This is a genomic window from Azospirillum griseum, assembly GCF_003966125.1.
GTDB classification, from domain to species: Bacteria; Pseudomonadota; Alphaproteobacteria; order Azospirillales; family Azospirillaceae; genus Azospirillum; species Azospirillum griseum.
This window is the reverse complement of the sequence record NZ_RXMA01000003.1, coordinates 22,421-44,537: the sequence shown is the minus strand read 5'-3', so window position 1 is coordinate 44,537 and position 22,117 is coordinate 22,421. Positions and strand designations below refer to the sequence as shown.

Sequence of the window (22,117 nt, the reverse complement as noted above, 5' to 3'; positions counted from 1 at the left end):
GGGGGGGGGGGCGGTGATGCGGCAGGATAGGCCGGGTGATCGCCGGGCGGCCTGTCGGTGGTTCTGCTCCGGTGCCGCCCGCCCTCGAAAGAGAACGTACTAGTTCGTACATTTTGCCGCAACTGATTTCTTCACCAAACAATCCGATTTCCGATAGTCCTTACTAGGATTGAGTGTTTGGGCGGCTATCGCCCAAATCCGGCGGCGTTTGCGGGATTGAGATTTTGGTCCGGTTGGTTCATTACACGGGGCTTCGGGGTGTGCGATCCCGACCGCGCAGGGATGAAGGCATGACCGCAGACGACCCGACGACGCCCGACGCCTCCACCGCGTCCAAGCCCGGCCGCAAGAACAACCCGGAAGCGACCAGGCAAAACATCCTGGACGTCGCGCGGGAGGAGTTCGCCAATCTGGGGTTCAGCGGCGGGCGGGTGGACGCCATCGCCGAGCGGACGCGCACCACCAAACGGATGATCTATTACTATTTCGGCAGCAAGGAGGGGCTGTATCTGGCCGTGCTGGAGCAGGCCTACAGCGACATCCGCCGCATCGAAAACACGCTGAATCTGGACAATCTGGAACCGGAACAGGCGATCCGCACCCTGATCGACTTCACCTTCGATTACCAGGAGCAGCACGAGGATTTCATCCGGCTGGTGAGCATCGAAAACATCCACCGCGCCGAACACATGAAGGATTCCACCGTCATCGCCAATCTGAACGTGACGGTGATCGACACGATTGGCCGGATCCTCGACGCGGGCCGCGCGACGGGCGTGTTCCGCAACCCGATCTCACCGACCGACCTGCATCTGATGATCAGCGCCTTCTGTTTCTTCCGGGTGTCGAACCGCCACACCTTCACCCTGATTTTCCACCAGGATCTCGCCGCCCCCGCCACCCGCGCCCGCCACAAGGCGATGATCGCCGACGCCATCATCAGCCTGCTGAAATCCGACGGAACTGCTCCGGTCCTTCCTCTTGCCCATTCAACGTGAAAACGCCCCCGCTCCGGGGGGAACGGGGGCGTTGCGGCGGGTCCGGCGCGTGTGGTGGATCAGCGCCCGACCATTCGGGTCAACTGCTCTGGGTAACGGTCCCCCTGCACCGGGATCGTGGCCAGCGCGTCGGCGATGGCGTTGAGGTCGGCCTCGGTCAGCGTCAGATCGGCGGCCCCGATGTTTTCCTCCAGTCGGTGGAGCTTGGTGGTCCCGGGGATCGGCACGATCCAGGGGCGTTGCGCCAGCAGCCAAGCCAGCGCGATTTGCGCCGGGGTGGCCCCCTTGTCCGCCGCGATGGCGGCCAGACGGTCCACCAGCGCCAGATTCGCCCGCCGGGCGTCGGCTGCGAAGCGGGGCACGCTGTTGCGGAAGTCGCTGGGGCTGAAGCTGGTGTCGGCGGTGATCGCCCCGGTCAGGAATCCGCGCCCCAACGGGCTGAAGGGAACGAAGCCGACCCCCAACTCCGCCAGGGTTGGGAAGAGGTCGGTTTCCGGGCTGCGCCACCACAGCGAATATTCGCTCTGCACCGCCGCCACCGGCTGGACCGCGTGGGCGCGGCGGACGGTGGCGGCCCCGGCCTCCGACAGGCCGAAATGGCGGACCTTGCCCGCCGCGATCAGGTCGCGCACCGCGCCCGCCACCTCCTCGATCGGCACATCGGGATCGACGCGGTGCTGGTAGAACAGATCGATCACGTCGGTGCGCAACCGCCGCAGCGACGCGTCGGCCACGGCGCGGATGGTCTCGGGGCGGCTGTCCAGCCCGTCTTGCGGGTTGGCGTTGCGGAAACCGAATTTGGTGGCGATCACCACCCGGTCGCGCAGCGGGGCCAGCGCCTCGCCCAACAGATCCTCGTTGGTGTGCGGGCCATAGACCTCGGCGCTGTCGAAAAAGGTGACGCCGCGTTCGACCGCCCCGCGCAACAGAGCGATGGCCGCGCCGCGTTCCATCGCCGGACCATAGGCGAAGCTCAACCCCATGCAGCCCAGTCCGATGGCCGACACCGTCGGGCCGCTGGTTCCAAGCGTGCGCGTGTGCATGACTTTTTTGCTCCCAAGATCGCCGGTGTGGTGGGGCGTCACTATATGGAGGGAGAGGTTCAGCGATTAGGCGATAAAGTGGGCATGAACTTATGCTTGGAATTCATGAATGAAGCGTGAGGAGTTGGGCGATCTGGTCGCCTTTGCCACCGTGGCGGAAACGCGGAGCTTCACCCGTGCGGCGGCCCGGCTGGGGGCCTCGCAATCCTCCCTCAGCCACACCATCCGCCGGTTGGAGGCCGATCTCGGCATCCGTCTGCTGGCGCGCACCACCCGCAACGTGGCCCCGACGGAAGCCGGGGAGCGGTTGCTCGCGTCCCTGCGTCCGGCCTTGCAGGAGATCGATGGCGCGCTGGCCAACCTCAGCGCCCTGCGCGACAAGCCCGCCGGTCTGGTCCGCATCACCACGGCCCGCCACGCCGCCGAAACGGTGCTCTGGCCGAAACTGGCCCGGCTGCTGCCCGATTACCCGGACGTGAAGGTGGAATTGTCGATTGACAGCGCGCTGACCGACATCGTGGCCGAACGCTTTGACGCTGGCGTGCGTCCAGGCGAACGGGTGGACAAGGACATGGTGGCGGTGCGGATCGGGCCGGATTTGCGGATGGCGGTGGTCGCCGCGCCGTCCTATCTCGCCAACCACCCGCCGCCGGACTCCCCGCACGACCTGACGCGCCATTCCTGCATCAATCTGCGCCTGCCCACCCTGGGCGGGATGTACGCCTGGGAGTTCGAAAAGGACGGCCGCAGCCTGAATGTCCGCGTCGATGGGCAATTGGCCTTCAACGACCTGCCGATGGTGGTGCAGGCGGCGGTGGCGGGCTTCGGCCTTGCCTGTGTGCTGGAGGATCAGGTGGTCGGGATGCTGGCCGACGGGCGGTTGGTCCGCGTGCTGGAGGACTGGTGCCCGCCCTTTTCCGGCTATCACCTCTATTACCCCAGCCGCCGCCAGCCGACTCCGGCCTTTGCTCTGCTGGTGGACGCGCTGCGCTACCGGTGAGGGTGGGGTGCCGGCGAAGGTGGGGGCCGCTCACCGCCGATGCCCGCTGACCTCCGCCCCGGCGTTGGGCGTCAAGCGCAGGAACAGCAGCGCTCCGCTAAGGCCGACGACACCGACGATCGCGAAAGCCAAACGGAACTCCGGCAGACCGAGCGATGGTGCGCCGTGCAGCGTTTGGGCGCGTTCCAGCAGGAAGGCGGCGAGCGCCACGCCCAGACAGACCGCCATCTGCCCGGACAGACTGGACAGGGTGGCGGCGGACGCGCGGTGTTCGGCATCGATGTCGGCAAAGGCCAGCGTGTTCATGCCGGTGAATTGCAGGGATCGGGTCATCCCGGCGATCAGCAGCAGCGGCAGAAGGATGGCCAGAGGCGTGTCGGGCCGCAGGAAACCGCAAGCGATGATGGCCCCGCCGCACAGCGCCCCGTTCACGGTCAGGACGGTGCGAAAGCCCCAGCGCCGCAGGATCGGCGTCGTCACCGTCTTCATGCCGAGATTCCCGGCGAAATAGACCAGAACCAGCGTCCCCGCCTGCCACGCCGACCAGCCGAAACCCAGTTGGAACAGCAACGGCAACAGGAACGGGGTGGCGTTGATGGCAACCCGGCACAGGGTTCCCGCCCGCAGGGTGGCGATGGCGAAGCTGGGCGCGTCGAGCGTTCGCAGGTCCAACAGCGGGGCCGGTGCCCGGCGCAGATGCGCCACGGCCAGCCACCCGGTGGCCAACCCAACCAGCGCCACCGTGGCCGGTTCCCCCCAATCGGCCCCGGCGTGGGCAACGCCATCCAGCCCGCCAAGCAGGCAGACCAGCGCGGTGGCGGTCAGCGCGACGCCCTGGCGGTCGAGCGGTGCGCGCTCCGTCGCCCGGCTGTTGGGAATGTGCCGCAGCACGAGGGCCAGCCCAATCAGGCCCAGCGGCAGATTCATCAGGAAAATCCAGGGCCACGACGCGTGCGTGGTGATGAAGCCGCCCAGGGCGGGGCCAAGCACCGGCGCGGTCAGCGCGGGCCAGGTGATGATGGCGACGGCCCCCATCAACTGGGTCTTGTCGGCGCTGCGCAAGACCACCAGCCGACCCACCGGCCCCATCAACGCCCCGCCGACGCCCTGGCACAGGCGGGCCAGGGCAAAGCCGGTCAAGCTGGTGGACAGGGCGCAGGCCAACGACGCCAGCGTGAACAGGACAATAGCCCCGGCGAAGATCCGGCGCGCGCCGAAACGGTCGGCCAACCAACCGCTGATCGGCAGACAGGCGGCGGTGGCCAGCAGATAGGCGGTGATGCCGACGCTGAGATCGGTCGGGGTGACGCCGAAACTGGTGGCCATCTGCGGCAGAGAGGTGGCGATGATCGCCTCGTCCAACCCCTGCATGAAAAAGGCGCTGGCGACGATCAGGGCGATGCGCCGCGAAGGCAGTGTCGTCACGATGGAAACACCGGCAGCCGAACGGGGTGGGCGGGGCGAGGGGGACGGTCAGTGCGATGCGGCCAGGAAATCCCGGATTACCCCCACCGTCTCCGCCTCGCGCTCCCGGTGGGGGACGTGGCCGGTGTCGGCCAGCAGGCGCAGGGTCCCGCGCCCGGCGGCGATGCGGGTGGGGTGGGCGACGGAGCCATACTCGTCGCGGTCGCCGTGCAGCGCCAGCACCGGGCAGGCGATCCGCTCCAGCGCGGCGGACAGACTCCAGTCGGCGAAGGCGGGCGACAGCCAGGTCCTGATCCAGGCGTTGACCACCCACGCGGCCTTGTCGCCGTGGTACTTCGCCAGCCGCGCCAATTGGCCGGGATCGCGGAACCCCTCCTCCGCCACGCGGATTCCGGCCAGGGTCCGGTCTTCGACAAAGGCTTGCGCGGCGATCGTGACCAGCGCCCGGCAGCGCTCCGGCCAACGGGCGGCGGTTTCCACCGCCATGCCGCCGCCGACGCTGTGCCCGCAGGCGACGAAATCGGCAATGTCCAACGCCTCGCAAAGCGGGTGAACGATGCGGTCGGCCTCCTCGCGGACGAAATCCAGGCCAAGGGAGCCGGGGTGCGGGTCGGACGCGCCAAAGCCAAGCCGGTCATAGGCGACGACGCGCCGCCCGGTCGCGGCGGCCAGCGCGGCGGGAAAACCGCGCCACAGATCGACGCAGCCCAAGGAATCGTGAAACAGCAGGATCGGCGCACCCGAACGGCGGTCGGTGCCGTCGGGTGTCCAGCGCTTGACGAACAGGCGGCCCCCCGGCCCCGCAACCAAACCATCCTGTTCGATCACGGTGCGGGGTGGGGCGTCAGGCGAAACCATGGCGGGCGGGTCCGTGCAATCCACAGGGAAGCGTTCGGTCGCCACTCTTCCGCAAGACGCCCGCGCGAACAAGGGCGCATTCGAGGCGGTTTGGCGTCTGGCCACGCCCAGCGCTCCGCCGCTTCCAGGCTCCTTGCCCCAGGAACGGACCAGAAGGCTCACCGGTCAGCGGGCCAGGCGCATCACCTCCGCGATCAGCCGGTCGGCCAGGGCGGCGATGTCCGCCGCGCGGAAGCACGCGCCGTTGTGCTCCAGCCGCAGGGTCAGCGTGTCGCGCGGGACCACCACCAGGGTCAGCGGGTGGCTCATCCGCCCCCGGTTGCCGACGTCGCGAAAGGACAGGGTGGCCCGCTCGCTCTGGCGCAGCGCGTCATCGACCGGGTAATTTTCGAAGATCATCAGGCTGTCGTAGGGCGCTCCCTCCGGGTCGGTCCAGCATTGCCGGTCGGGCGGCGGGGAATGCTCGTGCTGGCGCGCGGCGATGTTGGCGGCGAGCAGGCCGCGCAGCCACGCGCCGTCCGTCTCCCCTTGCGGGTTGGCCGGATGCACCAGCGGCAGCGCGCCGACCAGCAGGCCGGTGATGTGGTCGATCCCCGGCAGGTCGATGGAGCGACCCGACATCACCGCGCCGAAGGCCACCCGGTCCTGTCCGGTCATCGCCCCCAGCACGCGCAGCCATCCGGCTTGCACCAGGGTGTTGAGCGTCACCTTGTCCGCAGCGGCGGCACGCTGGAGTCGCCGCACGTCGTTGGCGTCGAGCGTGCGTTCCACCGCCCCGTCCGGTTCCGGCGCGTCGGGTCTGGGCAAAACGGCGGTCAGGCGGGTGGGGGCGGTCAGGCGGGCCAGCGTGTCGCGCCAATGGGCGTGCGCGGCGGCGCGCATCGCCGCGCGTTCCGGCGCGAGAAGCCACGCGGCGTGCGCCCGCAGCTCCACCGCTGGCGGCGGCACCGCTTCACCGTCGTACAGGCGCAGAATGTCGCCCAAGAGGCGCGACATGCTCCAGCCGTCGAGCAAGGCGTGGTGCCAGGTCCACAGGAAACGGTGGGTGCGCGGGCCGGTCTGGACCAGGGTCAGGCGCATCAACGGGGCTTGGCTCAGGTCGAAGCGTTGCGCGAACTCCGCGTCGCACAGCGTGTTCCACGCGGCCTCCACGTCGGGCCGGTCCCGCCAGTCCAGCGCGCGGATCGGCGGTTCGCCGTGTTTGCGCACGACCAGCAGCGGCGGTTCGCCATCCTCCCCGTCCGTCCCATCCACCAGGGCGGCGCGCAGGATGGTGTGGCGGGCGATCACCGTGCGCCAGACCGCCGTCAGCCGTTCCACCTCCAGCCCGTCGATGGTGGCCCAGACCTGAACCATGTAGGCGTCGGAGGTCGGGTTGAGGCGGCCATGGCGCAACATCCCGGCTTGCATCGGCGTCGGCGGCAGGATGTCGGCGATCTCCGGGGCTGGAATCGGCAGCGCGTCGAGCCGCGCCTGCGTCAGCGCCACCAGCGGGAAATCGGAGGGTGTGGCCTGCCCCGGCACGGTGGCGGCGCAGTGGGCGGCGATGCCCGTCAGCGCGCGGTCCACCGCGTCCATCAGGTCGCGCAAAGCGTCGGCGGGCAGCAGGGCGGCGCTGGCGCGGGCGTGCAGGGTCAGCTCGCCCCCCGACACCTGCCCGTCGAAGGCCAGCCACGCCCCCAGCGGCGCGTCGGGGTCGGTGCCGTCGCCGCAGTCTTCCGGGGCGACGCGCCACGGCCCATCGGCGGCGGTCCCGTCGAACTGGCCCAGATAGTTGAAGGACACCCCCACCGGTGGGTCGGACAGGGCGGCGCGGTCCTCCGCCGATCCCAAATGGCGCAGCAGGTTGAAACCGATGCCGCCGTCGGGCACGGCGCGCAACGCCTCCTTGGTGTGGCGGATCGCGCGGTCCCAATCGGTGGAGGACGGATCGGCGGGCAGATCCAGCCGCAGCGGGTAGACGCTGGTGAACCAACCGACCGTGCGCCCGATGTCGAGGTCGGGGAACAGCGCCTCCCGCCCATGCCCCTCGACATGGATGGTCACGCGGTCCAGCCCCCAACGCGCGCCGACCGCCTGGGCGACGGCGGCGAGCAACAGCGTGTCGATCCGGGTCCGGTGGGTGGCGGGGGCGTCGGTCAGCAGCGCGCGGGTGCGGGCGCGGTCCAGCCGCAGGCTGTGGGCGACGGCGTGGCGGCGGCTGTGCGGGCGACCGGGGTCGGCCAGCGGCAGGGGCGGGGCGTCCAACGCCGCGCGCCAGAACCCCCGCTGCGCCTGGAAGCGGGGCGAGAGCGCCGCGTCGGCCAAACGCCGCGCCCACAGGGCAAAGGGCGCGCCGGGGGTGGGTTGACGGTCGAGCACGCAGGAGCCTTGCAGGGCGGCGGCCAGCTCGTCGAGCAGGATGCGCCAGGACACGCCGTCCACCACCAGATGATGGGCGACCAGGAACAGCCGTTGCCCGCCATCGGCCATGGCGATCAGCAGCGCCCGCATCAATGGCCCGTGGGTCCGGTCCAAACGGCCCTGAAGCGCATGGCACAGGCGGGTGACGTCGGCGTCGTCGCGGGCCTCGGCCCGTTCCAGCGGCAGGGCGGCGGGGCCGTCGGCGTGGGTTTGCGTCCACACCCCGTCCACGTCCTGCGTGAAGCGCAGGCGCAGGGCGTCGTGGCGCGCGGCCACCAGCGCCAGGGCCGCCGCCAACCGGTCGGCCTCCACCGGTTGGGTGGCGGCGAGCAGCACCGATTGGTTCCAGCGGTTGGGCTGCGGGATCGGCTGGGCGAAGAACCAGGCCTGGATCGGGGCCAGCGGCGACGGGCCGTCGGGGACCGTCATGGCCTGGGCGTCGTCCGCCGTCACCGGTTCGGCCACCAGCGCCAGCGCGGCGACGGTCTGGCGTTCCAGAAGCTGTTTGGGGGTGATGCGCAGACCGGCGGCGCGTGCGCGGGCCACGATTTGCAGGGCGATGATGGAATCGCCGCCGATGTCGAAGAAATTGTCGGTGGTCCCGACGCGCTCCAGCGCCAGCGCCTCGGCCCACAGGCGGGCGAGCGTGTCCTCGGTCGGGGTGGCGGGGGCAACCTGCGCGGCGGCCTCCCAACGCGGCAGCGGCAGGGCGGCGCGGTCGAGCTTGCCGGTGGGCGTGACCGGCAGGCGGTCCAACAGCAGCAGCCGGGCCGGAACCATGTGGGCGGGCAGGACGGCCGCCAGCCCCGCCGTCAGCGCGGCGGCGTCCAGCGCGCGCCCGGCCTCCGGCACAGCATAGCCGATCAGGCGGGTGACGCCGCCGCCGTTGCTCTCTTCGTCCTCGCCGCTGTGGGCGATCACCACCGCCTCGCGCACGTCGGGCAGGGCGGTCAGGTGGGCCTCGATCTCGCCCAGTTCGATGCGGAAGCCGCGCAGCTTCACCTGATGGTCGCGGCGGCCCAGATACTCCACCGTGCCGTCGTCACGCCAGCGGGCCAGATCGCCGGTGCGGTAGAGCCGCCCGCCGGGCGGGCCGAAGGGGTCGGGGATGAAGCGCTCCGCCGTCGCCGCCGGACGGTCGAGGTAGCCGCGCGCCAGCCCGCCGCCGCCGATCCACAGCTCCCCGGTCACGCCGATGGGTTGGGGGGCCAGTTCCTCGTCCAGAATGTGGGCGCTGCGGTCGCCCACCGGGCGGCCGATGGGGACATAGGGGCAATCGGGCAGGGTGGAGCCGTCGCCCTTCCACACCAGCGGCGTCACCACGGTTTCGGTGGGGCCATAACCGTTGATGGCGTGGCGCGGGCGCAGGCTGCGGAACAGCCGCTCCAGCCCGGCGCGCGGCATGGCTTCCCCGCCGAAGGAGCAGATCGTCAGGGCCGGGCGGTCGCCATCGGGATCCCGTGCCGCTTGCTCCTCGGCCCAGGCGGCGAGCTGTTGCAGGTATTTCGGCGGGAACCCGGCGTGGGTCAACCGGTGGCGGCGCAGGGCGTCATAGGTCTGTTCGACCGTCCACAGGCTGTCGTCGCGCAGCAGGATGGCCCCGCCCGCCGTCAGCGCCGTCATCCAACGTTCGTGCGCGCCGTCGAAGGTGAAGGACAGGAAATGCAGCTCGCGGCTGTCCGGCCCCATGTCGTACAGGACGGCGGTGGCGGCGCAATGCATGGCGAGCGCGCCATGCTCCACCGCCACCCCCTTGGGCGCTCCGGTGGATCCCGAGGTGTGGATGACATAGGCGAGGCTGCGCGGGTGCGGGGTGACGGCGGGGAGCCGGTCGAGTGCTGCATCGTCCTCATCATCCGCCACGCGCGGATCCAGCGTCTCCAGCCCGTCGAGCGGTTGGTCGGACAGCAGCAGCGTCACCCCCGCCCGCGTGGCGATGGCGCTGCGGCGCTCCGCCGGGTCGGCGGGGTCGAGCGGGACGAAGGCCGCCCCGGATTTCAGCACCGCCAGCAGGGCGACGATCAGATCGGGCGTGCGCGGCAGACAGACGCCGATCCGCCGTTCCGGCCCCGCCCCGCGCGCGATCAGGCGATGGGCCAGCCGGTTGGATCGACGGTCGAGCGCGCCACGGCTGACCACCGCGTCACCGAACAGCACAGCGGGGGCGTCGGGCCGTTCGGCGGCCAACGCCGCCAGCCGCAGCGGGACCGTCGGCGGCTCCCCACCGGGGCCATCCCCACCCCGCCACGCGGGATCGCGCGACCATTGGGCGATGGCGGCGCGTTCGTCGGGGCTGCGCGGGTCAAGCGCACGCAGGGGCTGGTCCGGGTCGGCGGCGATCCGGTCGAGCAGCGCCCGCCAGCGCCGCAACAGGCGCTGCGCTGGGGCGGCGTCGCCCCGGTGGGCCAGCCGGACCAGCACCGACCCGTCGGGTTGCTCGGTTCCGGCCAGCGCCAGATCGAATTTCGCGGTGCGGACGGGCAGTTCCACCGGCTCCACCGCCACCCCATCCAGATCGGTGAGGGTGGGCGGGGCCGGGCGGTGGTCGAACATCACCGACAGCAGCGGGCTGTTGCCGCGCTCCGGCTTCAGCGCCGCGACGATGCGGTCGAACGGGGTGTCGGCGTGGTCCTGCGCGTCGGTGACGACCCGCGCCACCGCGTCCAACCATTGGCGGAAGGGCTGCGCCGGAACCAGCGTCAGCCGCAGCGGCAGAATGTTGACGAAGCAGCCGATCAGCCGTTCCGCCTCCGGTGCGCGGCGACCGGCAAAGGGAACGCCGACGATCAGGTCGGCCTGTCCGCTCATCCGCCCCAACAGCAGGGCGTAAGCGGCCAGCAGCAGGGTGAACAGGGTGCAGCCCTGCTCCATCGCCAGCCGTTGCAGGGCGCGGGTCAGGTCGGGCGGCAAACGGTCGGTCTGCTCCGCCCCCGCATCGTCGCTGCCGGTGGTGGTGCCGCCGGTGGTGGGACGGTCGGGCAGGGTCATGCGGTCGGGCGCGCCGCGCAGGCTGGTCCGCCAATGGTCCAACTGCCGGTCGCCCTCCCCGGCCTCCAGCCACGCGGCGGTCCAGGCGGCGACGTCGGCGGGCTGCACCGGCGGCGGGTTGCGGTCCGGCTCCTCCCCCCGGCGCAACGCGCTGTAGGCGGCCGACAGCTCCGCCATCAGCAGGCCGACGCTGGCCCCGTCGGCGGCGATGTGGTGCAGGGTGACGAGCAACCAGTGCTCCTCCGCCCCCAGCCGCAGCAGATCGGCGCGCCAGGGCGGGGCGCGTTCCAGGTCGAACGGCACGGCGGCCAACCGTTCGGCCAGCGCCCTTGCGGCTTGCGGGTCGCCGGGTGTGTCATGGCGATTCAGCGCGACGGGCTGTCGTGGCAACACCGTCGCCCACAGGGTCCCGTCCGTGTCCTCGTGATAGACGGTGCGCAACATCTCATGACGGTCGGCGACCACACCCAGGGCCGTTTCCAGCGCGTCGATGTCCAGCGGTCCGCGCAGGCGGAACAGCCCCGGCATGTGATAGGCGGCGGAGTCCGGGGCCAGCCGGTGCGCGGCCCACAGACGCTGTTGCGCGGACGAGGCCAGCGCCGGAGCCGTCGGATCCTCGCGGCGCAGGACCGGCAGCCGGGAAAAGGCGATGCCGCGCCCCCGCAGGGCGTCGAGGAAGGCCCGCCGCCGCGCGCTGGGCAAACGGGCGAATCCCCGCGCGATGTCGTGCAGGGATGGGGCGGCGAGCGTGTCGGGCATGGCAACGAACCGTTTGTGTGGGGAAGACAAGGTGGGAAGACCGGGACGGACGCGCCGCCGTCAGGCGGCGGCGCGGTCGAGTTGACCCGGTTCCGCCTCGTCCGCGCGCAGGGCGCGGGCGAGCGCGGCGGGGGTTGGGTGGTCGAAGACGAGGCCGGGCGGAACCTCCACCCCCAGGCGGCGGCGCAGGCGCGACACCAGCTTGATGACCATCAGCGAATGGCCGCCCAGATCGAACAGGTTGTCGGACGGGCCGACCCGCTCGCGCTCCAGCAACCCGGCGATCAGGTCGGCGATCAGCGTTTCCAGCGGATCGCTGTCACCGCCGGGCGTTGCCGGGACCGCTGGTGCCGTTGCCGTGGCGGGGGCCGCCGGTTCGGGCAGGGCGGCGCGGTCGATCTTGCCGTTGCCCAGCCGGGGCAGGTCGTCGAGGATCACCAGCGCCGTCGGGATCATCGCGTCGGGCAGCCGGTCGCGCAGGGCCGCCCGCAGCGCGGCGGGATCCAGTTGGTCGCCGGAACGGGCCACGGCGTAGCCGATCAGCCGGTCATCGCCCCACAGCCGCACTGCCGCTTGCGCCACGCCGGGCAGGGCGCGCAAGGCGGCCTCGATCTCCGCCGGTTCGACGCGGAAACCGCGAATCTTGATCTGGTCGTCGGCCCGGCCCAGCAGCAGCAGGCCACCGCCGGGCAGCCGCCGGGCGCGGTCGCCGGTGCGGTAAATCCGCCCGCCGGGTGTGGCCGGGTCGGCGGCAAAACCGCCAACAAAGCCATCATCGGCGGACGATGCGCCGAGATAACCGCGCGCCACCTGCGCCCCGGCGACGATCAGCTCGCCGACGTCGCCCACGGCCACCGGCATCCCATCGGTCCCCAGAATCTCCACCCGGCTGCCGGTCAAAACGCGGTCGAGCGGCAATCGGTCGGGCAGCGGGGCGTCGGGCGGCAGGACATGCACCATCACGCCGACGGTGGTTTCGGTCGGGCCGTAATGGTTGACGATGCGGGTGGTCGGGTTGACCCGGCGGATCGCCTCCAACAGCGGTCGGTCGGTCGCCTCCCCGCCCAGAATCAGCGTGGCGGGCAGGGCGGGCGACGGGGTGTCGAGCAGGGCGGTCAGGTGGGACGGCGTGATCTTGACGACGTCAACCGCCGCGTCGCGCAGGAAGCGGGCGAAGGCCGCCCCGTCCTGCATCGTTGCTGCGTCGGCCACCACCAGACAGCCACCGACGGCGGGCGCGCCGAACAGGGTGGTGTTGCCCAGATCGGCGGCCACGGTGGAACTCAGGGCAAAGCGGCCACCGGACGGCAGGGCGAGCGCGTCGGTTACGCCGTCGGCGTAGGCGGCCAATTGCCCATGCTCCACCACCACCCCCTTGGGCGTGCCGGTGGATCCGGAGGTGAACAGGACATAAGCCGCGTCCCCCGCCGTCGGCGGCGGCAGGGCGATGTCGGGTGCGGGTTCGTTCAGCAGGGTCGTCACGTCGGCGGGGGTCAGGCAACGGCGGGGCGAGGCCGCTGCGATCACGCCCGCGCGCCGGGCCTCCGGCCAATCGGGATCGACGGGGACATAGGCCCCGCCCGCCCGCATCACCGCGTGCAGGGCGATCACCAGTTCCGCCCCGCGCGGCAGCAGCAGGGCAACGCGTTGGTCGGGACCGACGCCGTCCCGGCGCAGGTGGCGGGCCAACCGCTCCACCTCCGCGTCCAACGCGGCGTAGCTCCAGTTGCGGAGGCCGTCGCGCAGGGCCGGGGCGTCGGGCTGACGGGCGGCGGCGTCGCGCAGGCGGTCCACCACGGTCATCGGGGGCATGGCTGGCGCGCTCATCACGCCACCTCCGCCAGAGCGGGCACGACCGACCGGCGGTCCGTCATCGCCCCCATGGCGACGACGACGCGGCGCGGCCCCTGGTAGGGATCGCGGGCGTGGGCGGTCAGCATGTTGTCCACCATCACCGTGTCGCCGGTTTCCCAGACGAAGCGGACGGCACAGGCCTCATACGCGTTTCCAATCACGGTCATGGTCTCGTCGGGGATGGTCTCGCCGTCGCCGAACAGGACGTTGCGGGGGAAACGGTCGATCCCGAACAGGTCGAGCAGATCCTCGCGCACCTCCGGGTCCAGACAGGCGGGGTGGTGCAACTGCATCTGGTTGAAGAACACGCGCTCGCCGCTCAACGGGTGGCGGATCACCGCCGGGCCACGGGTGCGGGTCTGCGGCGTTTCGGGGTCGAGCCAGCGCAGGCCGATTCCCCCGGCGGCGCAGCGCGCGGCCACCTCCGCGCGGTCGTCGGTCTTGAAGAAGTCGCGCCAATCGACATCCAGGCGCGGGGTGAAGGTGCGGACATAGAGCAGCCCGCGCGCCTCCAGCGCCGCCACCAGATCGGGCGGCAGCGCGCGCAGCATGGCACGGCCATCGACGATGGGGGTGCAGCCGCCCACCGGGGCCACCTGTTCGGCAAAGAACCACTGCTTGCGCGGCCAGCGGTCCAGATGGCTGCTTTCGTTGTGGTAGAGGATCATCTGCCGTTCCGGGTAGGGGGTGGAGCGGTAGGTGTTGCGCCCGCCCTCCTTCTTCGGCAGGTCGCCGTAGGACCCGAACAGGCCGGTCGGCTCCAGCGCTTCGGCGAAGCGTTCAAAGCGCTGCGGATCGGGCAGGGCGAAGCCCCGGAACAGGATCGCGCCATGGCGCAGCAGCAGGGCGTCGAGGGCCGCGCGGTGGGTCTGCGCCCAGGCCACGGGATCCAGACCGGGGGCGGTCGGCTCCAACCGGGCGGGGAACAGCGCCCCCGGCGTCAGGGTGGACAGGCGCACGCCGTCCAGATCGGAGGGAAGCGGGGCGCAGGCGCGCAGGGACTGGTCCATGGGTCAGGTCTCCAGGCCGAGGGAAACGGCGGTGGATGCGGGAAAAACGGGTTGCGAGGGGTCGGCGGCGGCGCGCTCCAGCAGCGCCACCCAGGCGCGATGCAGCCGCTCCACCGTCGGCGGATCGAACAGGGCGGCGGCGAACACCCAGTCGGCGGCGAGCGACGGCCCGTCGGCGCTGGCCTCCGGCTCCAGGAACAGCGCCAGATCGAATTTGGACGACCGTTCGGCGGGCGAGCGTTGCTCAACGCGCAGATCGGGCAGGGCCAGCGGGTCGCCGGGGGTGTTTTGCAGGACGAACAGCGTCTGCACCAGCGGGTTGCGGCTGCGGTCGCGCGGCACGCCCACCGTTTCGACGATGCGGTCGAAGGGCAGGGCGTCCTGTTCGAACGCGTCGAGGGCGGTGGCGCGCACGCGGTCCAGCAGCGCGTCGAAGCTGTCGCCCTGTTCCAGCCGGGAGCGCAGCGGCACGACGTTGACGAAGAAGCCGATCAACCCCTCCAGCGCGCGGTCGGGTCGCCCGGCGGTGTCGGTGCCGACCAGCAGGTCGTCCGCCCCGCTTTCCGCGTGCAGCAGCGCGGCGAAGACGGCGAACAGCGCCATGAAGGGGGTGGCGTTGCGCCGCCGCGCCCAACCTTCCACCCGCGCCAGCAGGGCGGGGGGCAGCGTCCGCCGCAGGCTGTCGCCACGGGTGGAGGCCACCGCCGGGCGGGGCCGGTCGGTCGGCAGGGCCAACGCGGTTGGCGCACCGGACAGGCGGTCGCGCCAGAACCCGCGCAGCCGCTCCAACCGCTCGCCCGACAGAAACGCGCGGTGCCACACCGCGTAATCGGCGTATTGCACCGGCAGCCCGGCCCAATCCGGGGCCTGACCGGCCCGCGCGGCGCGGTAGGCGTCGGCCAGATCGCGGCACAGCACCCCGACCGACCAGCCATCGGCGACGATGTGGTGCATGGCGAACAGCAGGCGGTGGGTCTGCGCGTCCAACCGCAGCAGGCGGGCGCGCAGCAGCGGGCCGCCCGACAGGTCGAACGGGGTGCGGCTGTGATCCTCCTCCAGCACGCGGGCGCAGGCCGCCCGCTCCGCCGGGGGCAGGATCGACAGATCGTCGAGCGGCAGCGGGACCGACAACGCGGGCGCGATGACGGCGGCCGGTTCCTCCTCCACCTCCGGGTAGGCGGTGCGCAGGATCTCGTGGCGGGCGACGACGGCGTTCAGCGCGGTGTCGAGCGCTGCCGCGTCGAGCGGGCCGGTCAGATCCAGCGCCGCCGCCATGACATAGGCGCTGCCCCCGCCCGACAGCCGGTCCACCAGCCACAGCCGGTGCTGCGCCGGGGACAGGGGCATCACCGCCCGCCGCGCCACCGGGCGCAGCGGCGGGGTCTGGTCATCCCCGCCGACGCGGGCGGCGTCGAGCCGGGCGGCCAGGGCGCGCAGGGTCGGCGCGTCGAACACCGCGCGCAGCGGCAGATCGGGCCAGCCCTGCCGCCGCAGCCGGGCGACCAGCCGGGCGGCGAGCAGCGAATGGCCGCCCAGCGCGAAGAAATCGGCGTCGCGCCCCACCGCTGCGGCGGGCAGCAGTTCCCGCCACAGCGCGGCAAGGGCCTGTTCGGTCGGAGTGGTGGGCGGCTCCTGCGCCGGGTCCGCCGACGCCCGGTCTTGCGGGTGAGCGTCCGGCAGCGCCTTGCGGTCCAGCTTGCCGTTCGCGTTGCGCGGCCACGCGGTGACGCGCCCCCAGCGGGTCGGGATCATGTAGGGCGGCAGGTGCGCCGCCGCGTGGGTCATCAGGGCGCGGTTCACGGCGGCGTCGTTGCCGCTGCTTGGCTCCACCGGCTCCCACCAGGCGGTCAGATGCTCCGCGCGGATCTGGACGACGGCGCGGCGGACGGCGGGGTGGCGCTCCAGCACCGCTTCCACCTCTCCGGCTTCGATGCGGAAGCCGCGCAGCTTCAGTTGGAAGTCGCGGCGGCCCGCCCATTCGATCACCCCGTCCGCCGACCAGCGGCCGAGATCGCCGGTGCGGTAGAGGCGGGAACCCGGCGCGCCGTCGGGGTCGGGGACGAAGGCCGCCGCCGTCCGGCGCGGGTCGCCGAGATAGCCGCGCCCAACCCCGACGCCGCCCACCGCGATCTCCCCCACCGTTCCGATGGGAACCGGGGTCAACTGGTCGTCGAGCACGCGCAGTTCGGCCCCCGCCGTCGGGCGGCCGATGGGGATGGTTGCCCCGGCGGCGGGGGCGGCGAACAGCGGGTGGAAGGCGACGTCGTCGGCGCATTCCGCCGGGCCGTAGGCGTTCATCAGCGGAACGGTCGGGTGGGCGTCGAACCAGGCGCGGGCGTCGGCGGCGGTCAGCGCCTCCCCCGTTGGCAGGACCCAGCGCAGCGCGGGCAACGGGCGGTCGTCGGTCTGTTGCGCGTCCGCCAGCGCCCGCATCAGGGCGGGAACCGGCTCGAACAGGGTGACGCCGCCGCGCGCCAGCCGGTCGATCAGCGCGTCGGGGTCGCGCACCACCGCGTCGGGGATGATCTCCACCACCCCGCCCAGCAGCGGGGCTGTCAGGGTCTGCCACACCGAAATGTCGAAGCAGGCCGGGGCGGTCTGGGCGATCACGTCGCGCTCGCTCAGGCCCAGCGGGGCGAGCTTGGCCAGCATGTTGTTCAGCATGCCGTCGCGCGTGACCATCGCCCCCTTGGGCGTGCCGGTCGAGCCGGAGGTGAAGAGGACATAGGCCCGCTGGTCGCCGCGCGCCGGGCCGGTCGGCAGCACGGCACCGTCGGCGCGGGCCAGCAGGTCGGTTGCTGTCAGGGCCGGGGGCAGGGCCGACAGATCGCAATGGACGGCCGGATCGCGCACCAGCAGCGCGTCCCCGGCCTGCGCCATCACCTGCGCCCAGCGGGCGGGCGGGTGGCTGGGGTCGAGCGGGATCCAGGCCCCGCCGGCGCGCAGCACCGCCACCATCAGGCACAGCAGATCCAGCCCGCGCGGGGCCAGCAGCGCCACCGCGCCATCAGGCCGCAGACCCGAGGCGATCAGGCCACGGGCCAACGCCTCCGACCGCAGCCACAGCGCGCCATAGCTCAGGCTCGCCCCGTCGCAGCGGGCAACCGTGCGGGTGGGGTGGGCGGCGACGCGCGCGGCCACCCGCGCCACCCAGTCGGGCGTCAGGTCATAGGGGGCGGTGTGGCGGCCCCATTGGCGCAGGGCGCGCGCCTCCGCCTCGCCCATGCGGGGCAGGGCGGACAGCGGGGTGGCCGGGCTGCGGGCCAGCGCCAGCAGGGCGGTGCGCAGCCCCTGGGCCAGCCGGTCCAGTGCGTCGCCGTCGATCCGGCGGGCGTCGGCGTCGATGACGGCGCTCAGATGGTCGCCGGGAAACACCTCCACCGTCAGGGCGTAATGGGTGCGTTCCACATTGGCGCGCTGACGCAGGTCGAGGGCACCGACGCGGCGGCGACGCCCCTCCAGCATCGGCAGATTCTGGAAGACCAGCAACGTGTCGAACAGCGGGCCGACGGCCAAATCGGCCTGGAGTTTGGCCAGATCGCTGTGCTCATGCTCGCGCATTGCGGCGTTGTCGGCCTGGATGCCGCGCAGCCAGTCGCCCACCCCCTGCGCGGCAGGCAGGCGGACGCGCAGCGGCAGGGTGGTGATGAAAACGCCGAGCGTGCGCTCGTCCCCCTCCACCTCCCCGGTGCGCCCGGCGGAGGTGACGCCGAACACCACGTCGGCTGTGCCGGAGCGGGCGGCGAGCGTCAGCGCCCACGCCCCTTGCAGCAGCGTGTTCAGGGTCACGCCCAGCGCGCGGGCGGTGGCGGTCAGCCGGGCGGTTTCCCCGGAGTCCAGCGTGACGCTGCGGCTGAGCGGGATCGCCGCCCCCCCGTCCGGCGGAGGGGCCAGCAGGGGCAGCGGCGTGGCCCCCGTCACCCCGTCCAACGCCGCGCGCCAGAAGGCGGCAGACGCGCTGTCGTCCTGCCGTTGCAGCCACGCGATGTGGTCGCGGAACGGGCGGCGGGTGGGCAGGGTGGGTGTGTCCCCGGCCAACCGGGCGCGGTAGCGTTCCAGCACCTCGTCCAGCAGCAGGATGGAGCACCAGCCATCGACGATCAGGTGATGGCGGCTCCACACCAGCCACCAGCGGGCGGGCGCGCAGCGGATCACCGCCAGCCGCATCAGCGGGGCCTGATCCAGGGCGAAGCCGCGCGCCCGGTCCTCCGCCAGCAGGCCGGACAGGGCCGTTTCCCGTTCCCCGCCGCTCAACCCCGACCAGTCGCGTTGGGCCACCGGCAGGGCGGCGGCGCGCTCCACCCGTTGCAGCGGGCGGTCCAACCCGTCCCAGAGGAAGGCGGTGCGCAGGATCGGGTGGGCGGCGACGGCGTCCCGCCACGCCCCGACCCAGGCGTCGGGGTCGAACGGGCCGTCGGCCTCGATCACCAATTGATTGACGTAGGAACCGCTGGCCGGGTCGAGCAGGCTGTGGAACAGCAGGCCCTGTTGCAGCGACGACAGCGGATAGGCGTCTTCCGCCCCCGGATGCTGCGCCCGCAGAGCCGCCAGGGCCTCGGCGTCCAGGCCGCTCAGGGCGAAGGGGGCCGACGGGTCGGTGTGGCTGGGCGCGGCGTTCGGGGCGAGTGCCGGTGCGGCGGCGGGTTTGGCGGCAAGGCTCGCGGCGATGGCGGCGATGGTGCGTTTCTGGAAAAACAGCTTGGGTTTCAGCGCCAACCCTTGCGGGCGCGCCTTGGCGATGATCTGGAGCGCCAGGATGGAATCGCCGCCGATGGCGAAGAAATCCTCCTCCACCCCGACCGACGGGCGGTTCAGCGCCTCCGCCCACAGGCGGGCCAGCACGGCTTCAGCGTCGCTCAGGGCGCGGGACGGGGCGGCGCTGGCGGAAAGTTCCGCTGGGGGATCGTCGGGCAGTGCCTTGCGGTCGATCTTGCCGTTGGGCAGCCGGGGCAACGCCGCCAGGGTCCGCCAGACGGCGGGAACCAGGGCGTCGGGCAGTTCGGCGGCTATGGCGGCGCGCACCGGGTTCAGGTCGGTTCCGGGCGCGACCGGAACGACGAAGGCGGTCAGGCGCAGCCCGTCGCCGGTCGGTGACGGGCGGGCGACCGTCACCGCCTCGCGCACGCCGGGGTGACGGCGCAGCCACGCGTCCACCTCGCCCAGCTCGACGCGGAAGCCGCGAATCTTCACCTGATCGTCGGCGCGGCCCAGAAACACCACCTGCCCGTCCGCCGTCATGCGGGCGCGGTCGCCGGTGCGGTACAGCCGCCCGCCGACGCTCCACGGATCGGGCACGAAGCGGTCGGCGGTCAAACCCGGACGGTCGAGATAGCCGGTGGCGACGGTCGAACCGCCAACCACGAGGTCGCCCGCCACCCCCAGCGGCACCGGGTGGCCATGACGGTCCAGCACCGCCACGCGCACACCGGGCAGGGGGGTGCCAACCGGGATCGGGGCGCTTGGATCGGTGGCGGGCGTTGCGGTCAGGCAGCCGACCGTCGTTTCGGTCGGGCCGTAGTGATTGAGGACGCGGCAGGCCGGGGCCAGCGCCCGGACGCGGGCGACCAGCGCGCCGTCCAGCGCCTCCCCACCGAACACCAGACAGCGGCGGGGCAGCAGCCGGGCCGGATCGGGGACCGCCATCAGCGCGGCGAGGTGGGAGGGCACGATCTTCAACGCATCGACCGGCCGGTCGGCCAGATGGCGGGCCAAAGCCTCCGGGTCGTCGGCCAGGGCCGGGGCGATCACCCGCAGGGTCCGCCCGCTCAACAGCGCGCCGAACCACGCGGTGTAGCCGAGATCCGCCGTCACCGCCGCCAGCGTCGCCAACGTGGCGTTCTCCGGCAGATCCATCGCCGCCAGCACGCCGCGCGCGTAGCGGGCGAGGTTGCCCTGAGCGACGACCACCCCCTTGGGCGCGCCGGTGGAACCGGAGGTGTAGATCAGATAGGCGGGCAGGGTCGCGCAGACGGGCGGCGTCAGCGGCGCGCCGTCGTCGGCCCGGTCCTCAGTCCGCTCGCCCTCCAGCTCCAGCCACGCCGCAGCACCGCACCAGCCCGGCATCGCGCCATCGCCAATGATGGCGCGGGCAGCGCTGGCGCGCGCCAGCAGCTCCAGCCGGGCGTCGGGCAGGGCGGGGTCGAGGCAGAGATAGGCCGCCCCGGCTTTCCACGCCGCGATCATGGCGACGGCCAGCCCGGCCCCGCGCGGCAGGTGCAGCCCCACCCGGTTGCCCGCCGTCACGCCGCCCGCGCGCAGCCGCCGGGCCAGCCGGTCGGCGGCGGCGTCCAACGCGCGGTAGGTCAGCGCCTCGCTGTCCGTTTCCACGGCGCAGCGGTCGGGGTGGCGGGCGACGGCGGCGGCGAAGAGGCCCAGCGCGGTGTCGGTGTTGGTGTCGTGGTCGAGATCGGCGGCTTGGCGCAGCGCGGTGTCGTCCGCCGCGTCCCCGATGGTGGCGAGCAGGCGGGACAGGGGTTGCGCAGGGTCTTCCAGCGCGGCGTCGAGCAGCCGGAGAAAATCGCGCTGCATCCGGGCCGTCGTGGCGGCGTCGAACCGGGTCGGGTCGGCGCGCCATTGCCCGACGAGGTCGGTGCCCTCATCCACCCAACGCAGGTTCAGCGCGTTGGCCGCCCCGCGCTGGTGGGCGAACAGGTCACGCTGCACATGTCGGTAGATCGTCGCGCGGTCGCCCACCGGAACATAGGTGGTCATGTGGTGGAACAGCGGGCCGCCGCGCCCGGCCAGCGCGGTGATGCGGGCCAACGGCCAGCGCCGGTGCCGCAGCAGCTCCATCAGCGTCCGATGGGCGGTGCGGGCCAGCGTGGTCAGGCTGGGGGCGCCGGACAGGTCGGCGGGCCAGGGCAGGGCGTTCAGCGTGTAGCCGACCATCGCCCGGTCGGCGGCCCCCTGCCGTCCCGACACCGGCGTGCCGATGGTGAAGGCGTCCTGCCCGCTCCAGCGGTGCAACAGGATCTGGTAGACCGCCGTCAGCAATGGGAACAGGCCAACGCCCAGCCGGTCGGCCACCGCGCGCGCGCGCGCCGTGGTGGCGGGGCCGAGCCGCAGCTCGCTTTCCTCCCGCGCGGCGTGGTCTGCGGCGGTGAGGGCGGTGGGAAGCTCCGGCGGGGGCGGCAGATCGGCGGCCCGGTTGCGCCAAAAGGCGTCCAGCCGGACGGCGTCAGCTCCACTCTGACGGGCGCGCTGGCGCTCCAGCCACGCGGCGTAGACCCCGGCGGGCGGATCGACCGGCTCCGCCCCGGCGCTCAGCGCGTCATAGGCGGCGAAGACCTGTTGGCACAGGATTTCAAAGGACAGGAAGTCGCCCGCGATGTGGTGGATGACAACCAGCAGGGACACGGTTGGCCGATGCGCTGTGGCGTCGGGCGACACCAGCAGCCGGACCCGGCAGGCCACCCCCTGGTCCAGGGCGAGCGGAGCGTCGGCCTCGCGCTCCAGCCACGCCCGGCGGTCGGCCTCGGTCATCGGCGGGGCGTGGTGGACGCGGATGTCGGGGGCAAAACCGGGCTGGCGCTCCATCACCAGCCGCCCGGCGGGATCCTCGCGGTAGCGGCTGGTCAAGGCGTCGTGCCCGGCGATGATCCGGGCGAAGGCGGCGGCGAGCCGCTGCGGATCGGTCCCGTCCCGCAGATCCGCCGCGTAGGACATGTTGTAGCCGGGATCCTCCGGGGCCAGCCGCCAGGCGGTCCACAGGGCGTGCTGCTCCTCCCCGGCCAGGAGCGAAACGGGCGCGGCGGCGATCAGATGGCTGTCCATGGCGGG

9 protein-coding genes are annotated in these 22,117 nt (G+C 72.4%); 2 read left to right on the top strand and 7 right to left on the bottom strand.

The window, feature by feature from the left end; all coding sequences use genetic code 11:
• Positions 1–290: 290 nt before the first annotated feature.
• A complete protein-coding gene (locus EJ903_RS04675; RefSeq protein WP_126612628.1) occupies positions 291–998 on the top strand; it encodes a TetR/AcrR family transcriptional regulator in 708 nt (235 codons plus the stop codon).
• Between the two features lie 59 nt (positions 999–1,057).
• Here EJ903_RS04675 and EJ903_RS04670 read toward each other — a convergent pair whose 3' ends face one another.
• Complete coding sequence (locus tag EJ903_RS04670) at positions 1,058–2,041, bottom strand: aldo/keto reductase (protein ID WP_126612626.1); 984 nt, start codon at positions 2,039–2,041, stop codon at positions 1,058–1,060.
• A 109-nt stretch (positions 2,042–2,150) separates the two neighbouring features.
• Between EJ903_RS04670 and EJ903_RS04665 the strand changes: the two genes are divergently transcribed.
• The gene (locus EJ903_RS04665) at positions 2,151–3,041 is read left to right on the top strand and encodes a LysR family transcriptional regulator (protein ID WP_126612624.1); all 891 of its coding nucleotides are present in this window, start codon (positions 2,151–2,153) and stop codon (positions 3,039–3,041) included.
• Between the two features lie 30 nt (positions 3,042–3,071).
• Here EJ903_RS04665 and EJ903_RS04660 read toward each other — a convergent pair whose 3' ends face one another.
• The 6 genes from EJ903_RS04660 to EJ903_RS04635 form a co-directional block, all read right to left on the bottom strand.
• Complete coding sequence (locus tag EJ903_RS04660) at positions 3,072–4,466, bottom strand: MFS transporter (RefSeq protein ID WP_210211376.1); 1,395 nt, start codon at positions 4,464–4,466, stop codon at positions 3,072–3,074.
• A gap of 48 nt (positions 4,467–4,514) precedes the next feature.
• On the bottom strand, positions 4,515–5,324 hold the full coding sequence (locus EJ903_RS04655; protein ID WP_126612622.1) for an alpha/beta fold hydrolase: 810 nt from the start codon (positions 5,322–5,324) through the stop codon (positions 4,515–4,517).
• A 165-nt stretch (positions 5,325–5,489) separates the two neighbouring features.
• Positions 5,490–11,474 carry a non-ribosomal peptide synthetase gene (locus EJ903_RS04650; RefSeq protein WP_126612620.1) on the bottom strand — a complete coding sequence of 1,995 codons (5,985 nt, stop codon included), beginning with the start codon at positions 11,472–11,474 and terminating at the stop codon, positions 5,490–5,492.
• A gap of 60 nt (positions 11,475–11,534) precedes the next feature.
• Positions 11,535–13,301 (bottom strand): non-ribosomal peptide synthetase, encoded by a 1,767-nt coding sequence (locus EJ903_RS04645; protein WP_126612618.1) that lies wholly within the window; start codon positions 13,299–13,301, stop codon positions 11,535–11,537.
• Complete coding sequence (locus tag EJ903_RS04640; RefSeq protein WP_126612616.1) at positions 13,301–14,338, bottom strand: TauD/TfdA family dioxygenase; 1,038 nt, start codon at positions 14,336–14,338, stop codon at positions 13,301–13,303. Before EJ903_RS04640 ends, EJ903_RS04645 begins: the two co-directional genes overlap by 1 nt.
• Before the next feature lie 3 nt (positions 14,339–14,341).
• Positions 14,342–22,111, bottom strand: coding sequence for a non-ribosomal peptide synthetase (locus tag EJ903_RS04635; RefSeq protein WP_126612614.1), 7,770 nt, complete (start codon positions 22,109–22,111; stop codon positions 14,342–14,344).
• Between the last annotated feature and the right edge of the window lie 6 nt (positions 22,112–22,117).

What these genes read in the sequence shown, in the direction of transcription:
- EJ903_RS04675 (WP_126612628.1), top strand. Translation starts at nt 291, where the DNA reads ATGACCGCAGACGACCCGACGACGCCCGACGCCTCCACCGCGTCCAAG.
- EJ903_RS04670 (WP_126612626.1), bottom strand. Translation starts at nt 2,041, where the DNA reads ATGCACACGCGCACGCTTGGAACCAGCGGCCCGACGGTGTCGGCCATC.
- EJ903_RS04665 (WP_126612624.1), top strand. Translation starts at nt 2,151, where the DNA reads ATGAAGCGTGAGGAGTTGGGCGATCTGGTCGCCTTTGCCACCGTGGCG.
- EJ903_RS04655 (WP_126612622.1), bottom strand. Translation starts at nt 5,324, where the DNA reads ATGGTTTCGCCTGACGCCCCACCCCGCACCGTGATCGAACAGGATGGT.
- EJ903_RS04650 (WP_126612620.1), bottom strand. Translation starts at nt 11,474, where the DNA reads ATGCCCGACACGCTCGCCGCCCCATCCCTGCACGACATCGCGCGGGGA.
- EJ903_RS04645 (WP_126612618.1), bottom strand. Translation starts at nt 13,301, where the DNA reads ATGAGCGCGCCAGCCATGCCCCCGATGACCGTGGTGGACCGCCTGCGC.
- EJ903_RS04640 (WP_126612616.1), bottom strand. Translation starts at nt 14,338, where the DNA reads ATGGACCAGTCCCTGCGCGCCTGCGCCCCGCTTCCCTCCGATCTGGAC.
- EJ903_RS04635 (WP_126612614.1), bottom strand. Translation starts at nt 22,111, where the DNA reads ATGGACAGCCATCTGATCGCCGCCGCGCCCGTTTCGCTCCTGGCCGGG.